Here is a 19,070-nt window from a genome sequence, read left to right on the forward strand (position 1 = left end):
ATCAACTACAGCTGAGCCCAATGCCCATCCTGACGATGCGCTTGTAAGTGCGGCAACACCGCGGCCAACAACGGCTCCTTGAAGGCCTCCTGAAAGCGATGAGCCAGACCCGGAATCAAACGCAACTCGCTGCCTTTGATATGCGCCGCCACATGCACACCGTGCATCACTGGCAGCAGCGGATCAGCCGTACCATGCACCACCAGGGTCGGCACACGTAGGCGGTTGAGCAGCTCAACCCGGCTCGGCTCAGCCAGGATCGCCAGCAGCTGGCGCTGAACACCCTCCGGGTTGAAGGCGCGGTCGTAGGCGATCTGCGCCTGTTGCAGCAATAACTGCCGGTCATCGCTGACCGTGGGGCTGCCCAGTGCCGCCAGCAGGTCGGCCTGCTGTTCCAGGGCGACTGCACGGTTGGGCGCTTCACGTTTGGCCAGCAGGCTCAGCAGCGCGCTGCTTGGCGCTGGTAGGCCTTGGGCACCGGAGCTGGTCATGATCAAGGTCAGGCTCTGCACCCGTTCAGGCGCAAGGTCGGCCATATGCTGGGCAATCATCCCGCCCATGCTCGCCCCGAGTACGTGCACCTGATCCACCGCCAAGGCATCCAGCAGCCCCAGAGCATCACGGGCCATGTCACGCAAACCATAAGGCGCCGCCACCGACAGCCCCAGTCGATAGCGCAGCGCTTCATAAGTCAGATTGATAGCCGGAGGCGTGCCAGCCCAACTGCTCAGGCCGACATCACGGTTATCAAAGCGGATTACCCGAAAACCCTGCTGACACAGGCGTTCGACCACTTCATCCGGCCAGTGAATCAGTTGGCCGCCAAGGCCCATTACCAGCAGCAGCGCCGGATCACTGTCATGGCCAATGCTCTGATACGCCAGACGTACCTCACCCACGTCAGCCGTGTGCGTCGGCACCTGAACATCACACCGCTGCGCCGCAAAAACCGGCAGGCCGCACAACAGTGCAGCGAGAAGAATCAACCCACGCATAACATCACCCAGCCCCGGGACAGCAGAACGCAGCACCCCATTAAGACGCGAGTGTGATGATGTTTGTACGGGCGCGCTGCCACACAAGCGTGACAGTTTGATGAAGGGAGACGAGCGGTCTCCCGCTGCCACAACAAATGCGAGCTAAGCCCCTGCCACAGCCGATTAGGACAGTGGCAGAGTTTTAGCTGCGACTACCCAGCAATCAGGCCAGCTCGGTACGTAGCTGACGTGCGGCAGAGACCATATTGATCAACGCTGCCTCGGTCTCCGGCCAGGCGCGGGTTTTCAGGCCGCAGTCCGGGTTGACCCACAGCCGCTCGACGGGGATACGCTGAGCGGCCTTACGCAGCAAATTGACCATGTCGCTGCTGTCCGGCACCCGTGGCGAGTGGATGTCGTATACACCCGGGCCGATGTCGTTGGGGTAGTCGAAACGTTCGAAGGCCTCCAGCAACTCCATGTCCGAGCGCGAGGTCTCGATGGTGATGACGTCGGCATCCATGGCAGCAATGGACTCGATCACATCGTTGAACTCGCTGTAGCACATATGGGTGTGGATCTGCGTTTCGTCGCGCACGCCCGAGGCGCACAGGCGGAAGGCCTCGGTGGCCCAGTTCAGGTAACTCTGCCACTGCGCCTGACGCAGCGGCAGGCCTTCACGGAAGGCAGCTTCGTCGACCTGGATGATCTTGATGCCGGCCGTTTCCAGGTCCACCACTTCGTCACGAATCGCCAGGGCCAACTGACGCGCCTGCTGCTCGCGAGAGATATCATCACGCGGGAAGGACCACATCAGCATGGTCACCGGACCGGTCAGCATGCCCTTCATCACTTTTTTGGTGAGGGTTTGCGCATAGCCGATCCAAGCCACGGTCATGGCCTTGGGACGGCTCAGGTCACCATAGATCACCGCCGGTTTAACGCAGCGCGAACCATAGCTCTGCACCCAACCGAAACGGGTGAAGGCATAGCCGTCGAGTTGCTCGGCGAAGTACTCGACCATGTCATTGCGCTCAGCTTCGCCGTGCACCAGCACATCCAGGCCGAGGTTTTCCTGTACCTCGACGGCATGGCGGATCTCGCTGTGCATGGCCTCGGTGTATTCAACGGCAGACAGCTTGCCAGCCTTGAACGATTGGCGCGCCAGACGGATCGAAGCTGTCTGCGGGAACGAGCCGATGGTGGTCGTAGGGAATGCAGGCAACTGCAGACGCGCGCGCTGCTGCTCGATACGTGTGGCAAATGGCGATTGGCGCTGGCTGTCGGCGGCAGTAATCGCGGCCAGACGTGCCTGCACCGCGGGTTTGTGGATACGCGGCGATTGCGCGCGGCGGGCCTGCACGGCATTGCTGGCCGCCAATGCGGCTTGCACTCGGGCATCCTGCGGGTCATTCAGGGCCGTCGTCAGCAGCGCGACTTCCTCGCACTTCTGCACGGCGAAGGCCAGCCAGCTTTTCAGCTCGCTATCCAGTTTGTCTTCACGGTGCAGATCGACCGGACTGTGCAGCAGCGAGCAGCTCGGCGCCACCCACAGGCGCTCACCCAAGCGCTCCTGAGCCTGCTGCAGAATCTGCAGAACCGGCTGCAGATCAGTGCGCCAGACGTTACGGCCGTTGACCACACCCAGCGACAGCACCTTGTAGGCCGGCAGGCGGTCGAGAATGGTCGGGAACTGCTCGGGAGCACGCACCAGGTCGATATGCAGACCATCCACCGGCAGGCTCGCGGCCAGACCGAGGTTGTCCTCAAGGCCGGCGAAATAGGTGGCGATCAGCTTCTTGCCCGGTTCACGCTGCAGCAGGTTGTAGGCGCGTTCGAAGGCATTCTTCCAGGCTTGCGGCAGGTCCAGCACCAGAATCGGCTCATCGATCTGCACCCATTCCACACCCTGGGCGGCCAAGCGCTGCAAGATCTCGCCGTAGACCGGCAACAACCGCTCCAGCAGGTCGAGACGATCGAACTCGCTACCCTTGGCCTTGCCCAGCCACAGATAGGTCAACGGGCCGATCAACACCGGTTTGATGGTGTGGCCCAGGGCGTGCGCTTCCTCTACTTCATCAAACAGTTGCTCCCAGCTCAGCTGGAACTGCTGATCGGCCGTGAACTCGGGGACCAGGTAGTGGTAGTTGGTGTCGAACCATTTGGTTAGCTCTTGTGCAGACGCGGGCTGCGCATGCGCACCAGCGCAGCAGCTGTTGCCACTCGTGTTTGCAACGGCACCACGCGCCATGCCGAACAAGGTATCCAGGGTTGGCTTACCGTTTGCCGGGCGGAAACGCTCGGGGATGACGCCGAAAGTCAGCGAGTGGCTCAGCACCTGGTCGTACCAGGCGAAATCACCGACTGGCAGCAGGTCGATGCCGGCGTCCTTCTGCAGCTGCCAGTGAGCCGCGCGCAGCTCGCGGCCAACCGCCTGCAGGCCGGCTTCATCCAGCTCGCCCTTCCAGAAGGCCTCCAGGGCTTTTTTCAGTTCACGGTCGCGGCCGATACGCGGAAAACCAAGGGAATGGGACAGGGCCATGTCAGAACGCTCCAGCAGATAAACAAGATGGTGGCTATTCTCGGCACCGCCTCTGCTTGAGACAAACTCAATCTATTCGCCTTGAACTATAGTTTTACTCATGTTCTGCTAGCCCATATTTTGCGGGAGCCGACCATGCACTCGATGTGTTGTGCGGGCATTGCCCGCTCCTGCGTAAAGAAGATTTTCGAAATATCCTGGAGCCCGTCATGCTCGAATTACGCCACCTGAAAACCCTGCATGCCCTACGCGAAAGCGAAAGCCTGGTGGATGCCGCCGAGCGCCTGCACCTGACTCAATCGGCACTGTCTCACCAGTTCAAAGAGTTGGAAGAACGCTTGGGCATGCAGCTGTTTGTACGCAAGACCAAGCCGGTGCGTTTTACCAGCGCTGGCCTGCGCCTACTGCAACTGTCCGACACGGTATTGCCACTGTTGCGCGGTGCCGAGCGGGATCTGGCGCGCCTGGCCGGTGGCACTGCCGGACGTCTGCATATGGCCATCGAATGCCACAGCTGCTTCCAGTGGCTGATGCCGACCATCGACCAGTTCCGCGATGCCTGGCCGGAGGTGGAGCTGGACCTGGCCTCGGGCTTCTCCTTTGCCCCACTGCCAGCCTTGGCCCGTGGCGATCTGGACCTGGTGGTAACCAGCGATCCGCTGGAACTGGCCGGTATCACCTATGTGCCGCTGTTTACCTACGAAGCCATGCTGGCAGTGGCCAACCAGCACCCGCTGGCGAGCAAACCCAGCATCAAACCGCAGGACCTGGCCACAGAAACCCTGATCACCTACCCGGTGGAACGCGACCGCCTGGATATCTTCACCCGCTTCCTGGAACCAGCGGATGTTGAGCCCGCTCAGGTACGCACCTCCGAGTTGACGGTGATGATGATGCAGCTGGTGGCCAGCGGCCGTGGCGTTTGCGGCCTACCCAACTGGGCACTGCATGAATACAGCTCGCGCGGTTACGTAACAGCCAAGCGCCTGGGCGACAAAGGCCTGTTCGCCACCCTGTATGCCGGCATCCGTACCGATATGCTCGATGCGCCGTTTATGCGCGACTTCCTGCTAACGGCCAAGGACACCTCATTCGCCAACTTGGAAGGCGTCAGCGTGGCGCGCGGCTAAGCTTGTATATCCCGCCGCCTGAATATCGAGCACTGTATGCGCCGTTTGCTCACCACTCTGCTGCTCTGCGCCGGCCTCTGCCAGCCTGCACAAAGCCAGGAACAGATCCGCATCGCCATCGGCGAATGGCCACCCTTTATCGGTGAGGCGCTGCCGCACTATGGCGTGGTGCCGCAGTTGCTCAACGAAGCCTTCGCCACCCAAGGCGTGAGTGTGGAATATGGCTTCTTCCCCTGGAAGCGCGCCTACACGGAGGTCAAGAAAGGACGCTGGCAAGCCTCGGCCATCTGGGGCCGCACGCCTGAGCGCGAGGCCGACTGCCTGTTCTCGGCAGTGGTCTATCGCGATGAAGTGGTGCTGTTTTATCGCCGCGATAAGCCCATCAGCTGGGACGGCAGTCTAGCCGGGGCCGAGCAGCTCAACGGCCTGCGCATCGGCATTCCGCTGGGCTCGGCAAAGATGCCGGTACTGGAACAAGCCGAACAGCGCGGCTGGGTACAGTACGAGGCCAGCGGAGATGAGCTGATCAACCTGCGTAAGCTGGCCGCTGGACGCATCGATGCCGTGGATATCGTAAAAGGCTCAGGTAGCCATCTACTCAGCCAACTCAGCGCCAAGGAGCGCGCAAAACTGACCACCACGCAAAGCTACGAGACCTGGGACTACCACCTGATTTTCTCCCGCCGGCTACCTGAAAGTGAACGCTTGCAGCAGCTGTTCGACCAAGGCCTGCGTGAACTCAAGGACAGCGGCCGTTACGCGCAGATCTGGCATCAGTTCAACTCACCCATCGCCCCCTGACAGCCCTAGCAGGTTGTTGAAAAACGGCCTGCGCTGCCTTCCCCTAGACTTTCCAACGATCTACTGACGAGCCGAGCCCCGGCAAAGCCTGTTACATCTGCTGGCTTGCTCATCGTGACCAACAGTCATAGCATGACCACCGGTCACAGCCTTTGATAAATGCCCATGCGCTACCAAGATCAACTCTTTGAACAACGCGAGCACGCCCTCCTCGCCGCCGCCCGTCAGCTGTTTGCCGAGCAGCCCTGGGACCGCGTGACCATTGCCGAAGTGGCGATTGCCGCAGGCATCGGCAAAGGCACGGTGTACAAGCACTTCCCCAGCAAGGAAGCACTGTATGCACGCTTGGTACTCGACCTCAGCCGCGAAAATCTCTTGGAACTGCGCGAGCTGCATGCCGCCAGCCCAGCGCAGGATGCTATGCGCCGAGTGATCCGCCGCGCTTTCGAGCAGATGCTGGCCAATCCGATCCAGGCGCAACTATGCCTGCACTGCGATCGCCCAGAGTTTCAGGAACGCCTGGAAGCTCCGTACCGCCAGCAGTTCCTCGAGATCGAGTACGAATATCAGCTGTTTTTCGGCGACATGCTCAACGTCACCCTGAACAACCAGGCCCTTAGCCAGAGCGATTGTCAGAACCTGTTATGGGGCGTCGAGGCCTGCGTTAACGGGGTGATGGCGCGCATCGCCTCCGGTGGCTTCGCCCACTGGGCGGAGCCAATTGCCCTGGATGACTACTTCGCCCGCGTCACCGACTTCATCATTGCCGGCCTGTGCGCCCAGGCAACCGCCCTACTTGCCACCTCTAATAGTCACGAGTAACCGCCATGTTCACTCAGCTGTCCAAACGTCCCTGGTTGATCGCCATCGCCATCAGTCTATTGCTCGTGCTCTGGCTGCTCAGCGGCTCGCTGTTCAAGGCGCAGGAAACTGCCTCAGCCGATGCGCCTGCAGAGGTAAAGGGCCTGACCAAGGTTGAAGTGCAGTGGCTGGAAGCCAGCCCAATGCAGCGCCAGCATGTGGTACAGGGGCAGATCGAAGCCTGGCGACGGGTCGAGTTACGCTCGCAGATCAGTGGCACGGTGATTCGTCTGGATCAGGACAAGGGCAGCCCGGTCAAGCAAGGCCAACTGCTGCTCAGCCTGTCCACGGATAACCGCCCAGCCCAGGTGGCCAAGGGTGAGGCCGATGTACGTCAGCGCGCCGCCGATGCCAGCGCCGCCGACCGCCTGCGTGAACGCAACATGATTTCCACCAACGAGCTGATTCGCCTGCAGAGCGAGTTGGCCAAGGCCCGCGCCGAGCTGGACCTGGCGCGCATTCAGCTGGGCAATACACAAATCAGCGCGCCCTTTGCCGGGGTGTATGACCAGCGCATGGTCGAGCTCGGCGATTTTGTTCAGCCAGGGCAAAGCTTGCTGACCCTGGTCGACATCAGCCAGCTCAAGGTCAGCGCGCAGATCGCTCAGCAGGAAGTCACCCAGCTCAAGCTTGGTCAGCCGGTTAAGGTCGAACTACTCGACGGCCGCGAATTACAGGGTGAGCTGCATTTTATAGCCGCAGCCGCCGACCCCGGCTCACGCAGCTTCCGCATTGAGGTCAAGGTCGATAACCCGCAGGCCCTACGCCTGGCGGGTGCCAGCGCGACCCTGCATGTACAAACCGGCGAAGCCCTGGCCCATCGCCTGTCGCCTGCCTTGCTGAGCCTGGATAAAGCCGGCCGGCATGGCGTCAAGTGGGTCGATGACGAGCAAACGGTGCAGTTCACCCCGGTGCAGTTGATCAGCGTCGACAACCAGGGCGCCTGGGTCAGCGGCCTGCCGCACAAAGTGGCCTTGATTACCCTCGGCCAGGGCTTTGTCGAGCCGGGTCAGCAGGTGATCAGCCAGCTGGCCAAAGGGGGCAGCTGATATGCATAGCCTGATCGCTGCGGCGCTGGACCGTAGCCGCACCAGCCTGCTGGTCTTGCTGTTTCTGATGCTTGGGGGCATAGCAGCCTATTTCGCCATTCCCAAGGAAGCCAACCCGGACGTCAGCATTCCAATCATCTATGTATCGGTGAGCCTTGAAGGGATCAGCCCGGAAGACGCCGAACGCCTGCTAGTACGCCCCCTGGAACAGGAGCTGCGCAGCCTGGAAGGCGTCAAGGAAATGCGTTCCATGGCCAGCGAGGGCCATGCCTCGGTGACTCTGGAATTTGATGCCGGCTTCAACGCCAAGCTGGCACTGGCCGATGTACGTGAGAAGGTCGATACCGCCCGCAGCAAGCTGCCGGAAGAAGCCGATGAGCCCACGGTCAATGAGGTCAACGTGGCACTGTTTCCGGTGCTATCGATTGGCCTGTCCGGGCCAATTGCCGAAACCGAACTGGTGTACATCGCCCGTCGCCTGAAAGAGAACGTCGAAGGCATCGCCGAAGTACTGTCGGTTGAAATTGGTGGCGATCGCGAAGACCTGTTGGAAATCGTCGTCGACCCGCAGGTGCTCGACAGCTACGGCATCGATTACAACGAGCTGTTCAACCTGGTTAGCCGCAACAACCGCCTGGTCGCCGCCGGCAGCCTGGACACCGGCGCCGGGCGCATGAGCATGAAAGTGCCCGGGGTGATCGAAAATCTCGAAGACGTGCTGTCCATGCCGATCAAGGTAGTGGGCAACAGCGTGGTGACCTTCGGCGATGTCGCCACCATTCACCGCACCTTCAAGGACCCCACCGGCTACGCGCGGATCAATGGCCAGCCAGCGGTGGTGCTGGAGGTTTCCAAGCGCAGCGGCGCGAACATCATCGACACCATCGAGCAGGTCAAGGCGCTGATGGTCAAAGCCCAGCCGCTGCTGCCTGAGGGACTCAAGGTCAGCTACATCATGGATCAGTCGCAGCAGGTAAAAACCATGCTCAGCGACCTGCTCAACAACGTAATAACCGCCATCGTTCTGGTGCTGATTCTGGTGGTGGCGAGCATGGGCATGCGCTCGGCATTGCTGGTTGGGCTGACGATTCCGGGGGCTTTTCTGACGGGCATCCTGCTGATCTGGATGCTCGGTTTCACCCTCAACATCGTTGTGCTATTCAGCCTGATTCTGGTCGCCGGCATGCTGGTGGACGGCGCCATCGTGGTCTCCGAGCTGGCCGACCGCTACCTGCATCAGGGGCAAACGCCGCGCCAGGCCTGGGCCAACGCCGCCATGCGGATGGCCTGGCCGGTAATCGCGTCCACCGCCACCACCTTGGTGGTGTTCCTGCCGCTGCTGTTCTGGCCAGGCGTGGTCGGCCAGTTTATGAAATACCTGCCGGCCACGGTGATCGTCTGTCTGCTCGCCTCGTTGGCCATGGCCCTGGTGTTTCTGCCGGTACTTGGTGCGGTCACTGGCGGCCAACCGCTGCCGCAATCGACTCAGCCGGGCCGAGGTGCCGTGGGTTATCGCAAGCTGCTAGGCACCTTGCTGAAACGACCTGGCCTGACCTTGCTGGGTATTCTCGCGGTCATTGCGCTGATCTATACCGCCTACGGCCGCTTCAATCATGGCGTGGAATTCTTCCCCGAAACCGAGCCGGAAAGTGCGCAGATCTGGCTGCGTGCTCGTGGTGATTTATCAGTGCAGGAGAAGGACGCCCTACTGCAACAGGTGGAAAAACGCCTGCTCGGCATGAGCGAGGTTAAGGCGCTGTATGCTCGTTCCCTGGCACAGCCGGACGGCCAGCTCGGTGCAGATGTAATCGGCACCCTGCAATTCCAGTTCGTCGAATGGCACGATCGACGTTCGGCCAGCAAGATTCTCGCAGACATGAGCACGCGTACAGCCGACATCCCCGGCATTGTTCTGGAGTTCCGCAAACAGGAGGAAGGCCCGAGCAGCGGTAAACCACTCAAGCTGCAAATCAGCTCCCATGATTTCCAGCAGGCTGACCTGTATGTAGATACGCTGCGCGAAACCATGCAGCGCATTGGCGGCTTCAAGGATATTGAAGATGACCGCGCATTGCCGGGCATCGAGTGGCGGATCAAGGTCGACCGCGAAGCCGCCGCACGCTTCGGCGCCGATGTGCTGAGCGTGGGTAATGCGGTGCAGATGGTCACCAACGGTCTCAAGCTAGCGACTTATCGCCCAGAGGACGCCACCGACGAAGTCGATATCCGCGTGCGTCTGCCCGCCAACTGGCGCTCCCTCGACCAGCTCGGCCGCCTGACCCTGAATACACCGGCCGGGCAGATCCCGCTGAGCAACTTCGTCTCATTAGAGCAGGCACCCAAAGTCGGCACCCTGCGCCGGGTCGATGGCAACCGCACCATCACCCTGCAGGCAGATTTGGCCGAAGGCGCTCAATTGGCAGAACGCCAAAGCGCACTGGAAAAAGCCATGGGCACGCCCCCCAGTGATGTGCAGCTTAAAGTGGCCGGCGAAGGCGCAGACCAAAAACAGGCGGCGACCTTCCTTGGTACCGCCTTTGCGGTGGCGATCTTCCTGATGTTTATCATCCTGGTGACCCAGTTCAACAGCATTTATCAGTCACTGCTGGTGCTCTCAGCCATCGTCCTGTCGACGGCCGGGGTGCTGATGGGGCTGCTGGTTAACGGGCAGTCCTTTGGCGTCGTCATGGTCGGCATGGGTCTGATTGCCCTGGCCGGGATTGTGGTGAACAACAACATCATCCTGATCGATACTTACAACCAGCTGCGTCGTCAGGGCCTAGAGCCGCGCGCCGCGGCGCTGGAAACCGGCAGTCTGCGCCTGCGTCCAGTGCTCCTCACTGCGGTGACCACTGTACTGGGGCTGGTGCCAATGGTGGTGGGGGTCAACGTCGACTTGCTCACCCCGAGCCTGGGCCTTGGCGCACCGTCGACGCAATGGTGGACCCAGCTATCCAGCGCCATCGCCGGCGGCCTGACTTTCGCCACCGTCCTGACCCTGTTGCTGACGCCTTGCCTGTTGGTTCTCGGCTCGCGTTTCGAACGTCGCCCGCCACCGCTGGAGACCTTCGACGATGACCTGCTCGACCTGCCAGAACACCTGCTGGCCAGTGCGACAGGTAAGACCGAGCTGCAACGCACGCCATAGAACCTATTTACGATCTGCTGCGCGTCGGTCCTGCCGCGTTAAAAACAGGCTCGGAAAGCCGCTAGCGGTTAACGCACTTTAGTGCGGCCCGAAGGGCGAGCGAAGCGAGTAATGCTTATGTACAAAAGTACACTCCGCTTCCTCGCCCGCTTTGACCAGCCGAAGGCTGTTACTAACGTAGAGCCTTGCAGGGCTCTAGCTCCCTAGATGTAAGCGCGCGCCGGTTTTGGCACCGGTTCGCGCGGTATTTGGCATAGAGCAAACCGCGCTCGGGGCCATATTTTAGCGCGAGTTTTGGCACAAAACTTTACCACCTCCACCGCACCTGGCCTCAAGGCGCTGGTTCGGCAGTTGCCAAAGCTGTCCATGCCCAATACTCGCCATTACGAAAGACTGCCACCCATGCACCGAATGGGCTGATCGATGACACGTATATCGATGGCCCTACTGGTGGATCAGTGGGCTCTCCAAAGCCGTGTATATGACGCATCTGCTCTTGCCATTCTCCAGTGCTAACGGCGATCCAGTGCCGTCCAGATGCGGTGTCGATGTAATGTGCGCCGATACTTGGCGGAGTGCCCTGTGGTGGTGTTTCACCGTGGAGCACATGGGGTACGGTTGTCATAGGGTTTCTCCATAGGTAAGGATTGCACCCGACTGGTGCGTCAGAATTGTGCCGGCCTGATCGACCAAAGCACCGTTAGGGGTGCTGCCCCCTTCAAGAGCGACTACTCGCGCTTGTAGGTCAGCCATAGCGCTCACAAGCGCTTCAAACATTCCTGCCGTGAGGCCCGCACGGATCACGCTGCCTGCGGGCCAGTCTTGCTGGCTAGTTCCCTCTAGCGCCCGCTCAAGCGTTGCAACACCAGCGGAAACGGCTGCGTCGATGATTTCCCAGCGCTGTGCCGAAACCTGTGCATCACTTAAGGTCAGGCGGTACTCGCCATCTGGAAGGTCTAGAGCCAAACTCAGCTCCTGTTCACCAAGCACAACAGGCTGCTGCCAGTTGTTCACATAACGCCGCATGCTGCTGCTCCTTAAACCCAGGTATGGATAAAGCCGGGAACGGCCCTGATCGTTTCCCCGGTGACGGGGTTGTGAGAGCCGCTAAACCAACCAAACGGAATAGCGACCCCATTGCTGTACTCTCTGGAGTGGCGTGCCTCATCTACCCCGTCCGGATGAATCGCTTGAGCTTGCTCAAGAACAACACGAGTACCGGGATACAAAAAGCTAGGGCCTCCATCCAGAGCACCATAAAGCGCATCACCAAAGACACTGGTAGAGAGCAATGCCAGCATCTTGTTGCAGAGGCGCAAAACGGTCACTGAGCGCCGGTAGATGAAGGTGTGACGGCGGTCGTCATCCATCACTAACTGCGGAATTGGATAGGCCGTGCGGCTGATCGCCACAAGCGGCCCGAGCAGGTACTCACGTACAAGGCCGTCAGGGAGGTCTACGGTGACCGGTTCAGAGGCGGTGCCATTGATTAATTCTGTGGTGATTGTGCGTGAGTACCAGGAGCCTGTTGCATCCCCTACAGGGATGTACTCAACGCTTTGCTCGAAAAGAAAGTCATGGGCTTTAATGCCATCCAGCCACCACTCGCGGCGCTCGGACAGTTCTTTGTACTCCATGGTTATCAAATTACGGCGAGTAGTTGAGCGCTTCGCCAATTTGATCAACCGTACAGAACCATCGGCGCTGTACCAGGCATGGATAACCCGCTCGATTTCATACGATGCTGTGTAATCGCCAAGGGTGTAGCCGATGTAGTCATGCTCGGGAACGCCTGATGGGGGCGGGTCGCCTTCCCTTACATCTACAGGCATACCGCCAACGCTATACCGACGCCATTGCTGAGGCTCAATCGAGTCTTGTTCATTAACCAGGCTCCCGACGAAGCATTGCTCAAAGTCGGCTACAACGTGGACGCTGACTGTTTCGGTGATCGGGTTATATGCCAGCTCAACAATCGCAATCTGCTTGGGGTATCCGTCGCGGTTATCCACCACCTTCAAGGCGTACAGCCACTTATCACCCAGTTTCGAACAATCAATTTTGCCGTACTGAAAGCCCCAGAAGCTTGGCGTCCCCTCAGGCCACAGGCGTGATGTATCAACACCTAAGCCAGTCAACGTAATGGTCTTTTGATCGACCGTAAGCCATACCCCCTCGACCCGACGCCTCACAATAACGGTGAGCGCCTCAGTGCTAGAACCGAACACCTCGATCTCTTCTGGATATGGCTTGCCGCCAATGACGCACCCCTTAAACACACCCACACCGCCCCAAATCATTGACCCTTCATAGCCACGGCGAATGCCTACATTCCAGTAGTCATGCTCTGGCGGCGAAGGAATGTCTGGTAGTGGCATGTCCGCATCAAACAGATAGGTTTCAGGGCCACCAAACGCATCCTCATCCAGCGCCTTGACACCTCCGCTATTCAAAATCAATTCAGTGGTGCCGGCCTCACTCTTCCTGATCAACCCATGCCAGGGCCAGCCGAATGCCAAAGGGCGCGCTAATGGGCTAAACATTGTCATTCACCCAGTTCCTTTCTTCTGTCGCACCATTTGCATCGGTGAACTCAGTTTTCTTGATGACTTTCCATAAAATCCACGCCATACCGTCAGTGGAGGGCAGCAACACTGGGTCGTAATACTCGCGAGAGCCTTCAACCTCATTGAGAGGGCTGGCAATACCTCCGCCTTTTGACACCGGGGTGTAATCCACTGCGACGCGATTACCACGGATCGGACCGCGCGGTTCACCCGCTTTGAGCGTTTTACGGCGGCGCGGATCGACCAACAGGTTTAGCGTTTTAACCAGGCTCTGATCGCTCATAGAACCTCCACCAATAGAAGGTCGGTGGGAATGTTTACCTGGAATGCAGCCACGGCCTCGGCCTCTACCGGGTCGCGATAGCGGCCTTCAATATCCGGCGTATCAAACTGCAAACGGCGCGGATACTTTTCAACGAAGTCGGCCGACCAGCTGTAGTTACCGGAAAAGCTGGCTAGTTCTTCATCGTATTCAGGCGCGCCCACACGGCCACCCAACTGGGTGGCCAACACGGTGCTGCCACTCGGCGCAGGGCCAAGATCAAAGACAGGTCTGCCTGGGGGGCTAATGACGCTATCAATCACGGGCATTCCGCCCCGGCTGATGGCCAGTTCTATAGTGGCAATCTCAGTGCCTGCATCCATATCCCAGGCCTCTTGCACGCGCGCTGCTTTGCCTTGAACCGTTAAACCGCTGGCCACTGCACGGAAGGTATGTGTTGTGTCGTAAACCGCGTCAGTTATCGGTGTTTGGAAGTCGTATCGAGCCAGGCGGTGCGAGGCCAGCATCCGCACGCGCTCAGCGTGCATTGCTGTTCTTAAGGCATTTTCACGGCGGCCGGGTTCGTCTTTGTCGATAACCGCGTCGCCAGAACCATCACTGGTTGCGCCATCTGGCGAGCTTGTTGGCGGAAGGTCTTCCCAGCTACCCGCATCAAACTCAACATCGTCGCTGTAGCGCTCCCGGCTTGGCTGGATGCCAAAAGACACAACTGAACCGGACGCTGTAAGCGTGAGCCGGTAGCGCTCTGTAAACGTTTGAGAGGTGCGTTTGGCGACCGTGGCAATGAAGCTCAGCAAGTGAGGATCATCAGTAAAACGGTTGATCCATGCGCCGCCTGAACCACAAGGATCAGGCATCGACGGAGGGAGAACGGTCAGCATGGGCGCTCCGATAACAGCCCAGCCACCTTGCTCCAAGGCCTCAACCAGCATGCTTTGCGTCGGCAGCTCTGTACTTTCCGCCAACCACTCGCAAAAGCTCGATGTAGGGTGCGTCCACGACAACGTATGCGAACGATGGCGCAGCCGCGTGTACCGATACTCCAACTCAATCTCAATATGGTTGATCAGCTGCGAAGCATCAGCGGGACGCAGGCTCATACTGCCGTCAATAATTTCATCTGCGCTAAGGCTAAAATGCGGCACGCTGGAGGCCTGCCACGGGGTATAGCGCAGGCTTCCATTAGGGGCGCTATCGAGGTTGCCAGGCATGGTTGAGCAGCGATCTTTGCAATACTGCCAGTGCTTCTCTAGCTCACCGAAAACTGCAGCAGACCAGTAGCCTGTTGGCAGAAGTGCATTGATTGCCTCAATGCTCATCAGCTCTATGCGCTTTTGCAGCACGCATGACGCAGTGACACTGACCACCTTAGTGAATGCATCAATTCCCGGCCGCAGTGTTTCGCCCGTGAATCGAAGGGTTTCACTCTCAATCACCCCACCATCAAGACGCTGCCTAGTAATAAAGAGCGCTTTGCCTGTCAGCGTATCCACGTCGAACTCGCCAGGAGGCGGTAGTAGGTTGAGCTTGGCCATACGCGCACCACCTTCCTCACGGTCAATCGACACTACCCCCGTCAACCGCTCGGAAACATCAACGCCGCCCAGTACCACCCGCAGGCGCCAACGGACACCATCGGCCAGCTCTACAACAACTGTCTCTTGCTGCTCGACGCCCTCCCAGCCGTTGAACTCAACGCTGTTAAATGCGGTGCTATTGAACTGCATCAGCGCTCCCTCGCCTCTAAGCTCCAGTCGTACTGGCCGCGCGACTCATCAAAATCACTGACAACACCGTCGGTCAAAACCAGATAGCGTGGATACCAACTGACCCGGTAAAGCGCGGCACCTGGAACAGCTGTTACAGAGGCAATTGCACCCTCCATAGTCAACGCAGTTTCCAACCAACTACCGTTTGCCCAGGCCCAAGCCCATGGAGAAACATCCGGGCGGCGCGCGGACTCAAGAGGCAACTCGTAATTGAGCGCGGAACCACTGACTGATAGTGGCTTGATGCACCACAACTCCAGCGGTTTCGAGTAATCCAGCTGTGTAAGCGCAGGATCGAGCGGGCCACTGCCTGATGAGCTGATCTGCATCTTTCGCCAATGGCTTTGCTTCATACCTCGACCACTAGCCATACGCAGCTCACTGCTGCCGCCAAACGGTTGGTAGCGCTGACGAATTGGCCCGCATGCTGGCGGAATAGGTACATCTCCCAGCACGAGAGGCAGGATGTAATTGGTCATTGAGTACCCCCAAACTTCACCCGAGCGCGTTCCAGGTCTTCTTGGAATCTCTGCACTTCGGACGGAGCACCTTGCAGTGCGTAGCTGCCTCCCCAGGGCATCGCTAGATTGAGCGGCTGACGCTCACCGACAGGATCGAGGGAGGGCATGTCGGGGAACTCTGGAATGAATGGCTCACGCCCTGGCAGCTCACCAGTACGGTTCATGTAGTCGAGGTTTGTCGCGCCCAAGCGCTGAGCCGAACGGGCGTTGAGCATGAATTCTTTACGCGACGCTGCAACCAACACACTGTCGCTTACCGTGCTGCCTGGCCCCTCAATCCAACCACCAGTAGCGCGTTTAATAGGCTCGGGGTTAAGGATGTCGCCCGCCCCCTTATTGGCCGCCGCCGCTGCTGCCGCCTGGTCAGCCCCGGCCCCGATGTAATTGACGGGGATTACCATGTATTTTTTAAGCCGGTCAGCCAGCTCTTTGGCTTGCTGCTCCAGCTGCTCCGCAGACTGTTCAAAACCGCTAAATTCGATGTTGATACGCTTGAACGCCTCGGCCTGCGCCAACAGCTCATCCATGCGCGCCTTGATCTCATCTACGCGACCCATTGCATCAATGCGCTCAACATCTGCCTTCAGTTCATCCAGCCTGGCAGCCTCATCGGCAATTAACGCCAACTCACCTGCCAGCCCGGCAAAGCCATAGCTATTGGCACCGCTTTCTTTCAGCTCGCGCAGTACCTCAGCCGCCTCGCGGGCCTGCCGGATAGCCGCTTCTGAGTCGCCGGCCTGGAGCGATTGTCGAGCACCTGCTTTAAGGGCAGTAACATCACCGAAGGTGGCAGGGCCTTCGGTGGAGGGGGCGCTCATGTCTTTGACAAGCTGAGCGAATTCCTTAGCCAGGGAGGCGCGAGCCTTCATAGCCGCCTGCGCTTTCTGGTTGGCAGCTTCTAACTTTTTGTTCGCGGACTCATATGCCAGGATTTCACCGCCGAGCGCTTCCTGGATGCTCTTGAGGTTGTCGGCTTTGATCTTGGCAACAGCGGCAGAGTGGCGGCTTTCAGCGGCCTCGCGCTGGGCATGCTCATCCTTAACGGCGTTCTGCATTGCGGTCAGTGCGCTACGGTACTCACCGGCCCGACGTTGTGCCGCTAAGGCGTCCTGGTTAATTTGCTCACCAGGGTTCTGCCGATTGATCAACTCACCCTGCGCTCGGTAATGCTCATTTGCCAGACGCAGGCGCTCGGCATATGCCTTGCGTTCTGCGTCAGTCATCCGAGCAAGGGACTCAGCCGGCAAAATCACCGCATCGGCATACTCAGTGGTTTTCGCGACGGTAGCTTGCAGGCTTGCCTGATAGTCGGCCTGGCTCTTTTGCAGGTCGCGGATGGCGTCAATGGTGTCGTACAGCTCAACCAGCTTGCCGCCCGTCCAGGCGACCACACCTAGCGCCAAAGCGCCCTTGGCTAGCTTGGCCACGTCCGCCAGGTTCTTCAGCTTGGGGATCAGGTTACCGGCCGCGCTGCCGATGCTGCCCATGCCGCTGGCGGCTCCGGCTGCTGCACCAGGAGTTGCGGCCATGTGACCGAGGAACAGGCCGAATGGGTTACGCAGAGCGAGATAAATTGCACGCAGCGCAAGCAAACTACCTGTGAGGAAAATCACCCCGGCAGCGAGGTTTTTAACAGGCCCTGGTAGCCCGTTAAAAATCGTAATGGCTTCCCGCGCACCATCAACCAAGGGTAAGAAGGCAGTTGCGGCCTCCCCAATTTGCAAACGCATTTCATCCCAAGTGGCGTTGAACTTGTCCAGCTCGGCCTGGGGCGTGTTGGCCATCTTGGCGTAGGCGGCGTCCAGTGCACCGCTGGCATCGCCCATGGCAACGACCTGGCCCTTGAGTCCGGCCATATTCTGCGTCAGGGCCAGCACGGCGGTGCGTGCCTCAACATCCGGCAGAATCTCGCTCAAGGCGACCAGCCCCAGGTTACGGCTGGCGATGTCTTCAAGGGTGGCGGTCAGGCCGCGCCATTCAATACCCAGTTCGGCCATTGCGTTTTTTGCTGCATTGCCCGGCGCGGCCAAGGCGTTGATCGCGCCCTTGAGTGCCGTGGCAGCCTGAGGTGTGCGAATACCGGCCTTAGTCATCAGCGCAATAGCGGCGGCAACTTCACCGAACTCAACCTGGGCAGCCTTGGCTGTGGGCAATACGTCGCCGATGTAATTGGCCAGCTCGGGAAAGGTGGTCACACCGTCGCGCACGGCCAGGAACAGTTGATCATAACGCATGCCAAGGTTGTCGATACCCTCACCGTAGGCATTGACCACCGCCAGGCCACCACGCACGGCCGTGGCGGTGTCGGTTACCCCGGCGACTGCCGCCTTGGTGGCCAGCGCAAGGGTGGTGATGCTGTTCTCCGGGTTAACCCCAGACGACAAAATGTCGTACAACGCAGCAGCCGACTGGGTCGCTTCCTTGCCCATGTTCTGGCTCAACTGCCGCACGTCTGTGGACAACTTCTGGAACTCGCCCTGGCTCAGGCTGGTGATGCTGTTCACCTCGGCCATACGCTGGGCGTATTGGGCGTAAAACTTCAGCAGCGAACCGCCTGCGTACACCATAGCGCCCATACCTGCGGCGGCTGCACCCACCTGCAGGCGAGTTTGGCTCAGGCTCTGCGCCCAACCGTTGGTGCCAACCTCCAGTTCGGCCACGCGCTCGCGCAAGCGCACCTTGGCCTGGGCCAGCTCGGCCGTGGTCAGGGTTCCGGTACGTTGCAGCATCTGGTATTGGCGCTGCAGCTGGACGATCTCGCCACGGATCTCGCGATGCGGGCGAACGCCCAGTGCATCACGCGCCCCGGCAATACGCGCCTGCTGGTCAGCGGCCTTGCTGGCTTGTGCCAAATCAGCCGCTAAACGCTTCTGCTCATTGCTCAGGTGGTTGGTATCTACCCCGGCGCTTTTCAGTGCGCCGGACAACTGGGCGAGCTGGCTTTTTTGCCCGGCAATGGCTTGTTCCATTGCCCGCGCTTCACCTGTCAGCGCGCGGTATGCCTGCTGCTGCGCCTTGGTTGGCTTCTCTGTGCGGATCAATTCGTCGGCAAGCTCACGAATGCGCGCACGGGTAGCGTTGAGCTGGGCTTCGTTCTCGACTAGGCTTGACTGCAAGTCACGAAACGCCGAGAGCTGCCCCAGGGGCGCACTCAGCTGCTCGACCAAGGCTTTGTAACCAGCGCGGAATTCCTGCAGCTGGCGACGGCCTTGGTTGGCATCAACGGAAATTGAGAGACGGACATCAGACATGAGACTTCACCACATTATTTTCCTAGTGCTTATTGCCTCGGCGTTGCTGTTTCCGAAGCTCATCTGGTGGATAGGCGGCGTGATCTTTTTAGCGGCGGTTGTAATGTTGCTCATGGGCGGGCCAGTAATGCTTGCCAACCTCTTTGCAACGCGGCCACCAAAGCGCTAACC

14 protein-coding genes are annotated in these 19,070 nt (G+C 59.5%); 6 read left to right on the plus strand and 8 right to left on the minus strand.

Features of this window, described 5'->3' with window-relative positions:
• Positions 1 to 5: 5 nt before the first annotated feature.
• Positions 6 to 995: an alpha/beta fold hydrolase gene (locus ACIGEK_RS17220; protein ID WP_397494493.1), complete on the minus strand. Its 990-nt coding sequence runs from the start codon at positions 993 to 995 to the stop codon at positions 6 to 8.
• A 205-nt stretch (positions 996 to 1,200) separates the two neighbouring features.
• Entirely contained in the window at positions 1,201 to 3,519 is a 2,319-nt protein-coding gene (gene metE, locus ACIGEK_RS17225; RefSeq protein WP_397494494.1) for a 5-methyltetrahydropteroyltriglutamate--homocysteine S-methyltransferase, read from the minus strand.
• 209 nt (positions 3,520 to 3,728) lie between these two features.
• On the opposite strand from metE, the gene metR reads away from it, so the two are divergent.
• The 5 genes from metR to ACIGEK_RS17250 all read left to right on the plus strand — a co-directional run bounded on the left by metR (position 3,729) and on the right by ACIGEK_RS17250 (position 10,508).
• The gene (gene metR, locus ACIGEK_RS17230) at positions 3,729 to 4,649 is read left to right on the plus strand and encodes a transcriptional regulator MetR (RefSeq protein ID WP_397494495.1); all 921 of its coding nucleotides are present in this window, start codon (positions 3,729 to 3,731) and stop codon (positions 4,647 to 4,649) included.
• A 36-nt stretch (positions 4,650 to 4,685) separates the two neighbouring features.
• Positions 4,686 to 5,450: a substrate-binding periplasmic protein gene (locus ACIGEK_RS17235; RefSeq protein WP_397494496.1), complete on the plus strand. Its 765-nt coding sequence runs from the start codon at positions 4,686 to 4,688 to the stop codon at positions 5,448 to 5,450.
• Between the two features lie 165 nt (positions 5,451 to 5,615).
• Positions 5,616 to 6,272 carry a TetR/AcrR family transcriptional regulator gene (locus ACIGEK_RS17240; protein ID WP_397494497.1) on the plus strand — a complete coding sequence of 219 codons (657 nt, stop codon included), beginning with the start codon at positions 5,616 to 5,618 and terminating at the stop codon, positions 6,270 to 6,272.
• 5 nt (positions 6,273 to 6,277) lie between these two features.
• Positions 6,278 to 7,360 carry an efflux RND transporter periplasmic adaptor subunit gene (locus ACIGEK_RS17245; RefSeq protein WP_397494498.1) on the plus strand — a complete coding sequence of 361 codons (1,083 nt, stop codon included), beginning with the start codon at positions 6,278 to 6,280 and terminating at the stop codon, positions 7,358 to 7,360.
• Position 7,361: 1 nt separating this feature from the next.
• Entirely contained in the window at positions 7,362 to 10,508 is a 3,147-nt protein-coding gene (locus ACIGEK_RS17250) for an efflux RND transporter permease subunit (RefSeq protein ID WP_397494499.1), read from the plus strand.
• 621 nt (positions 10,509 to 11,129) lie between these two features.
• On the opposite strand, the gene ACIGEK_RS17255 is transcribed toward ACIGEK_RS17250, so the two are convergent.
• Genes ACIGEK_RS17255 through ACIGEK_RS17280 form a run of 6 tightly spaced genes read right to left on the minus strand, consistent with a single transcriptional unit; the run spans position 11,130 to position 18,899 of the window.
• Positions 11,130 to 11,534: a hypothetical protein gene (locus tag ACIGEK_RS17255; RefSeq protein ID WP_397494500.1), complete on the minus strand. Its 405-nt coding sequence runs from the start codon at positions 11,532 to 11,534 to the stop codon at positions 11,130 to 11,132.
• An 11-nt stretch (positions 11,535 to 11,545) separates the two neighbouring features.
• Positions 11,546 to 13,057, minus strand: coding sequence for a hypothetical protein (locus tag ACIGEK_RS17260; protein ID WP_397494501.1), 1,512 nt, complete (start codon positions 13,055 to 13,057; stop codon positions 11,546 to 11,548).
• On the minus strand, positions 13,044 to 13,358 hold the full coding sequence (locus ACIGEK_RS17265; protein WP_397494502.1) for a hypothetical protein: 315 nt from the start codon (positions 13,356 to 13,358) through the stop codon (positions 13,044 to 13,046). Before ACIGEK_RS17265 ends, ACIGEK_RS17260 begins: the two co-directional genes overlap by 14 nt.
• Positions 13,355 to 15,085: a hypothetical protein gene (locus ACIGEK_RS17270; RefSeq protein WP_397494503.1), complete on the minus strand. Its 1,731-nt coding sequence runs from the start codon at positions 15,083 to 15,085 to the stop codon at positions 13,355 to 13,357. The genes ACIGEK_RS17265 and ACIGEK_RS17270 overlap by 4 nt, the downstream gene beginning before the upstream one ends.
• Entirely contained in the window at positions 15,085 to 15,606 is a 522-nt protein-coding gene (locus ACIGEK_RS17275) for a hypothetical protein (RefSeq protein WP_397494504.1), read from the minus strand. Before ACIGEK_RS17275 ends, ACIGEK_RS17270 begins: the two co-directional genes overlap by 1 nt.
• Positions 15,603 to 18,899 (minus strand): phage tail tape measure protein, encoded by a 3,297-nt coding sequence (locus tag ACIGEK_RS17280; RefSeq protein ID WP_397494505.1) that lies wholly within the window; start codon positions 18,897 to 18,899, stop codon positions 15,603 to 15,605. Before ACIGEK_RS17280 ends, ACIGEK_RS17275 begins: the two co-directional genes overlap by 4 nt.
• On the opposite strand from ACIGEK_RS17280, the gene ACIGEK_RS17285 reads away from it, so the two are divergent.
• On the plus strand, positions 18,898 to 19,068 hold the full coding sequence (locus ACIGEK_RS17285) for a hypothetical protein (RefSeq protein WP_397494506.1): 171 nt from the start codon (positions 18,898 to 18,900) through the stop codon (positions 19,066 to 19,068). The two genes, ACIGEK_RS17280 and ACIGEK_RS17285, sit on opposite strands and share 2 nt — an antisense overlap.
• The last annotated feature ends 2 nt before the right edge of the window (positions 19,069 to 19,070 follow it).

It is taken from the genome of Pseudomonas sp. NPDC079086 (genome assembly GCF_044542155.1).
Taxonomy (GTDB): Bacteria; Pseudomonadota; Gammaproteobacteria; order Pseudomonadales; family Pseudomonadaceae; genus Aquipseudomonas.

Coding starts and splice junctions, on each gene's coding strand:
- ACIGEK_RS17220 (WP_397494493.1), bottom strand. CDS start 995: ATGCGTGGGTTGATTCTTCTCGCTGCACTGTTGTGCGGCCTGCCGGTT.
- metE (WP_397494494.1), bottom strand. CDS start 3,519: ATGGCCCTGTCCCATTCCCTTGGTTTTCCGCGTATCGGCCGCGACCGT.
- metR (WP_397494495.1), top strand. CDS start 3,729: ATGCTCGAATTACGCCACCTGAAAACCCTGCATGCCCTACGCGAAAGC.
- ACIGEK_RS17235 (WP_397494496.1), top strand. CDS start 4,686: ATGCGCCGTTTGCTCACCACTCTGCTGCTCTGCGCCGGCCTCTGCCAG.
- ACIGEK_RS17240 (WP_397494497.1), top strand. CDS start 5,616: ATGCGCTACCAAGATCAACTCTTTGAACAACGCGAGCACGCCCTCCTC.
- ACIGEK_RS17245 (WP_397494498.1), top strand. CDS start 6,278: ATGTTCACTCAGCTGTCCAAACGTCCCTGGTTGATCGCCATCGCCATC.
- ACIGEK_RS17250 (WP_397494499.1), top strand. CDS start 7,362: ATGCATAGCCTGATCGCTGCGGCGCTGGACCGTAGCCGCACCAGCCTG.
- ACIGEK_RS17255 (WP_397494500.1), bottom strand. CDS start 11,534: ATGCGGCGTTATGTGAACAACTGGCAGCAGCCTGTTGTGCTTGGTGAA.
- ACIGEK_RS17260 (WP_397494501.1), bottom strand. CDS start 13,057: ATGACAATGTTTAGCCCATTAGCGCGCCCTTTGGCATTCGGCTGGCCC.
- ACIGEK_RS17265 (WP_397494502.1), bottom strand. CDS start 13,358: ATGAGCGATCAGAGCCTGGTTAAAACGCTAAACCTGTTGGTCGATCCG.
- ACIGEK_RS17270 (WP_397494503.1), bottom strand. CDS start 15,085: ATGCAGTTCAATAGCACCGCATTTAACAGCGTTGAGTTCAACGGCTGG.
- ACIGEK_RS17275 (WP_397494504.1), bottom strand. CDS start 15,606: ATGACCAATTACATCCTGCCTCTCGTGCTGGGAGATGTACCTATTCCG.
- ACIGEK_RS17285 (WP_397494506.1), top strand. CDS start 18,898: ATGAGACTTCACCACATTATTTTCCTAGTGCTTATTGCCTCGGCGTTG.
- ACIGEK_RS17280 (WP_397494505.1), bottom strand. CDS start 18,899: ATGTCTGATGTCCGTCTCTCAATTTCCGTTGATGCCAACCAAGGCCGT.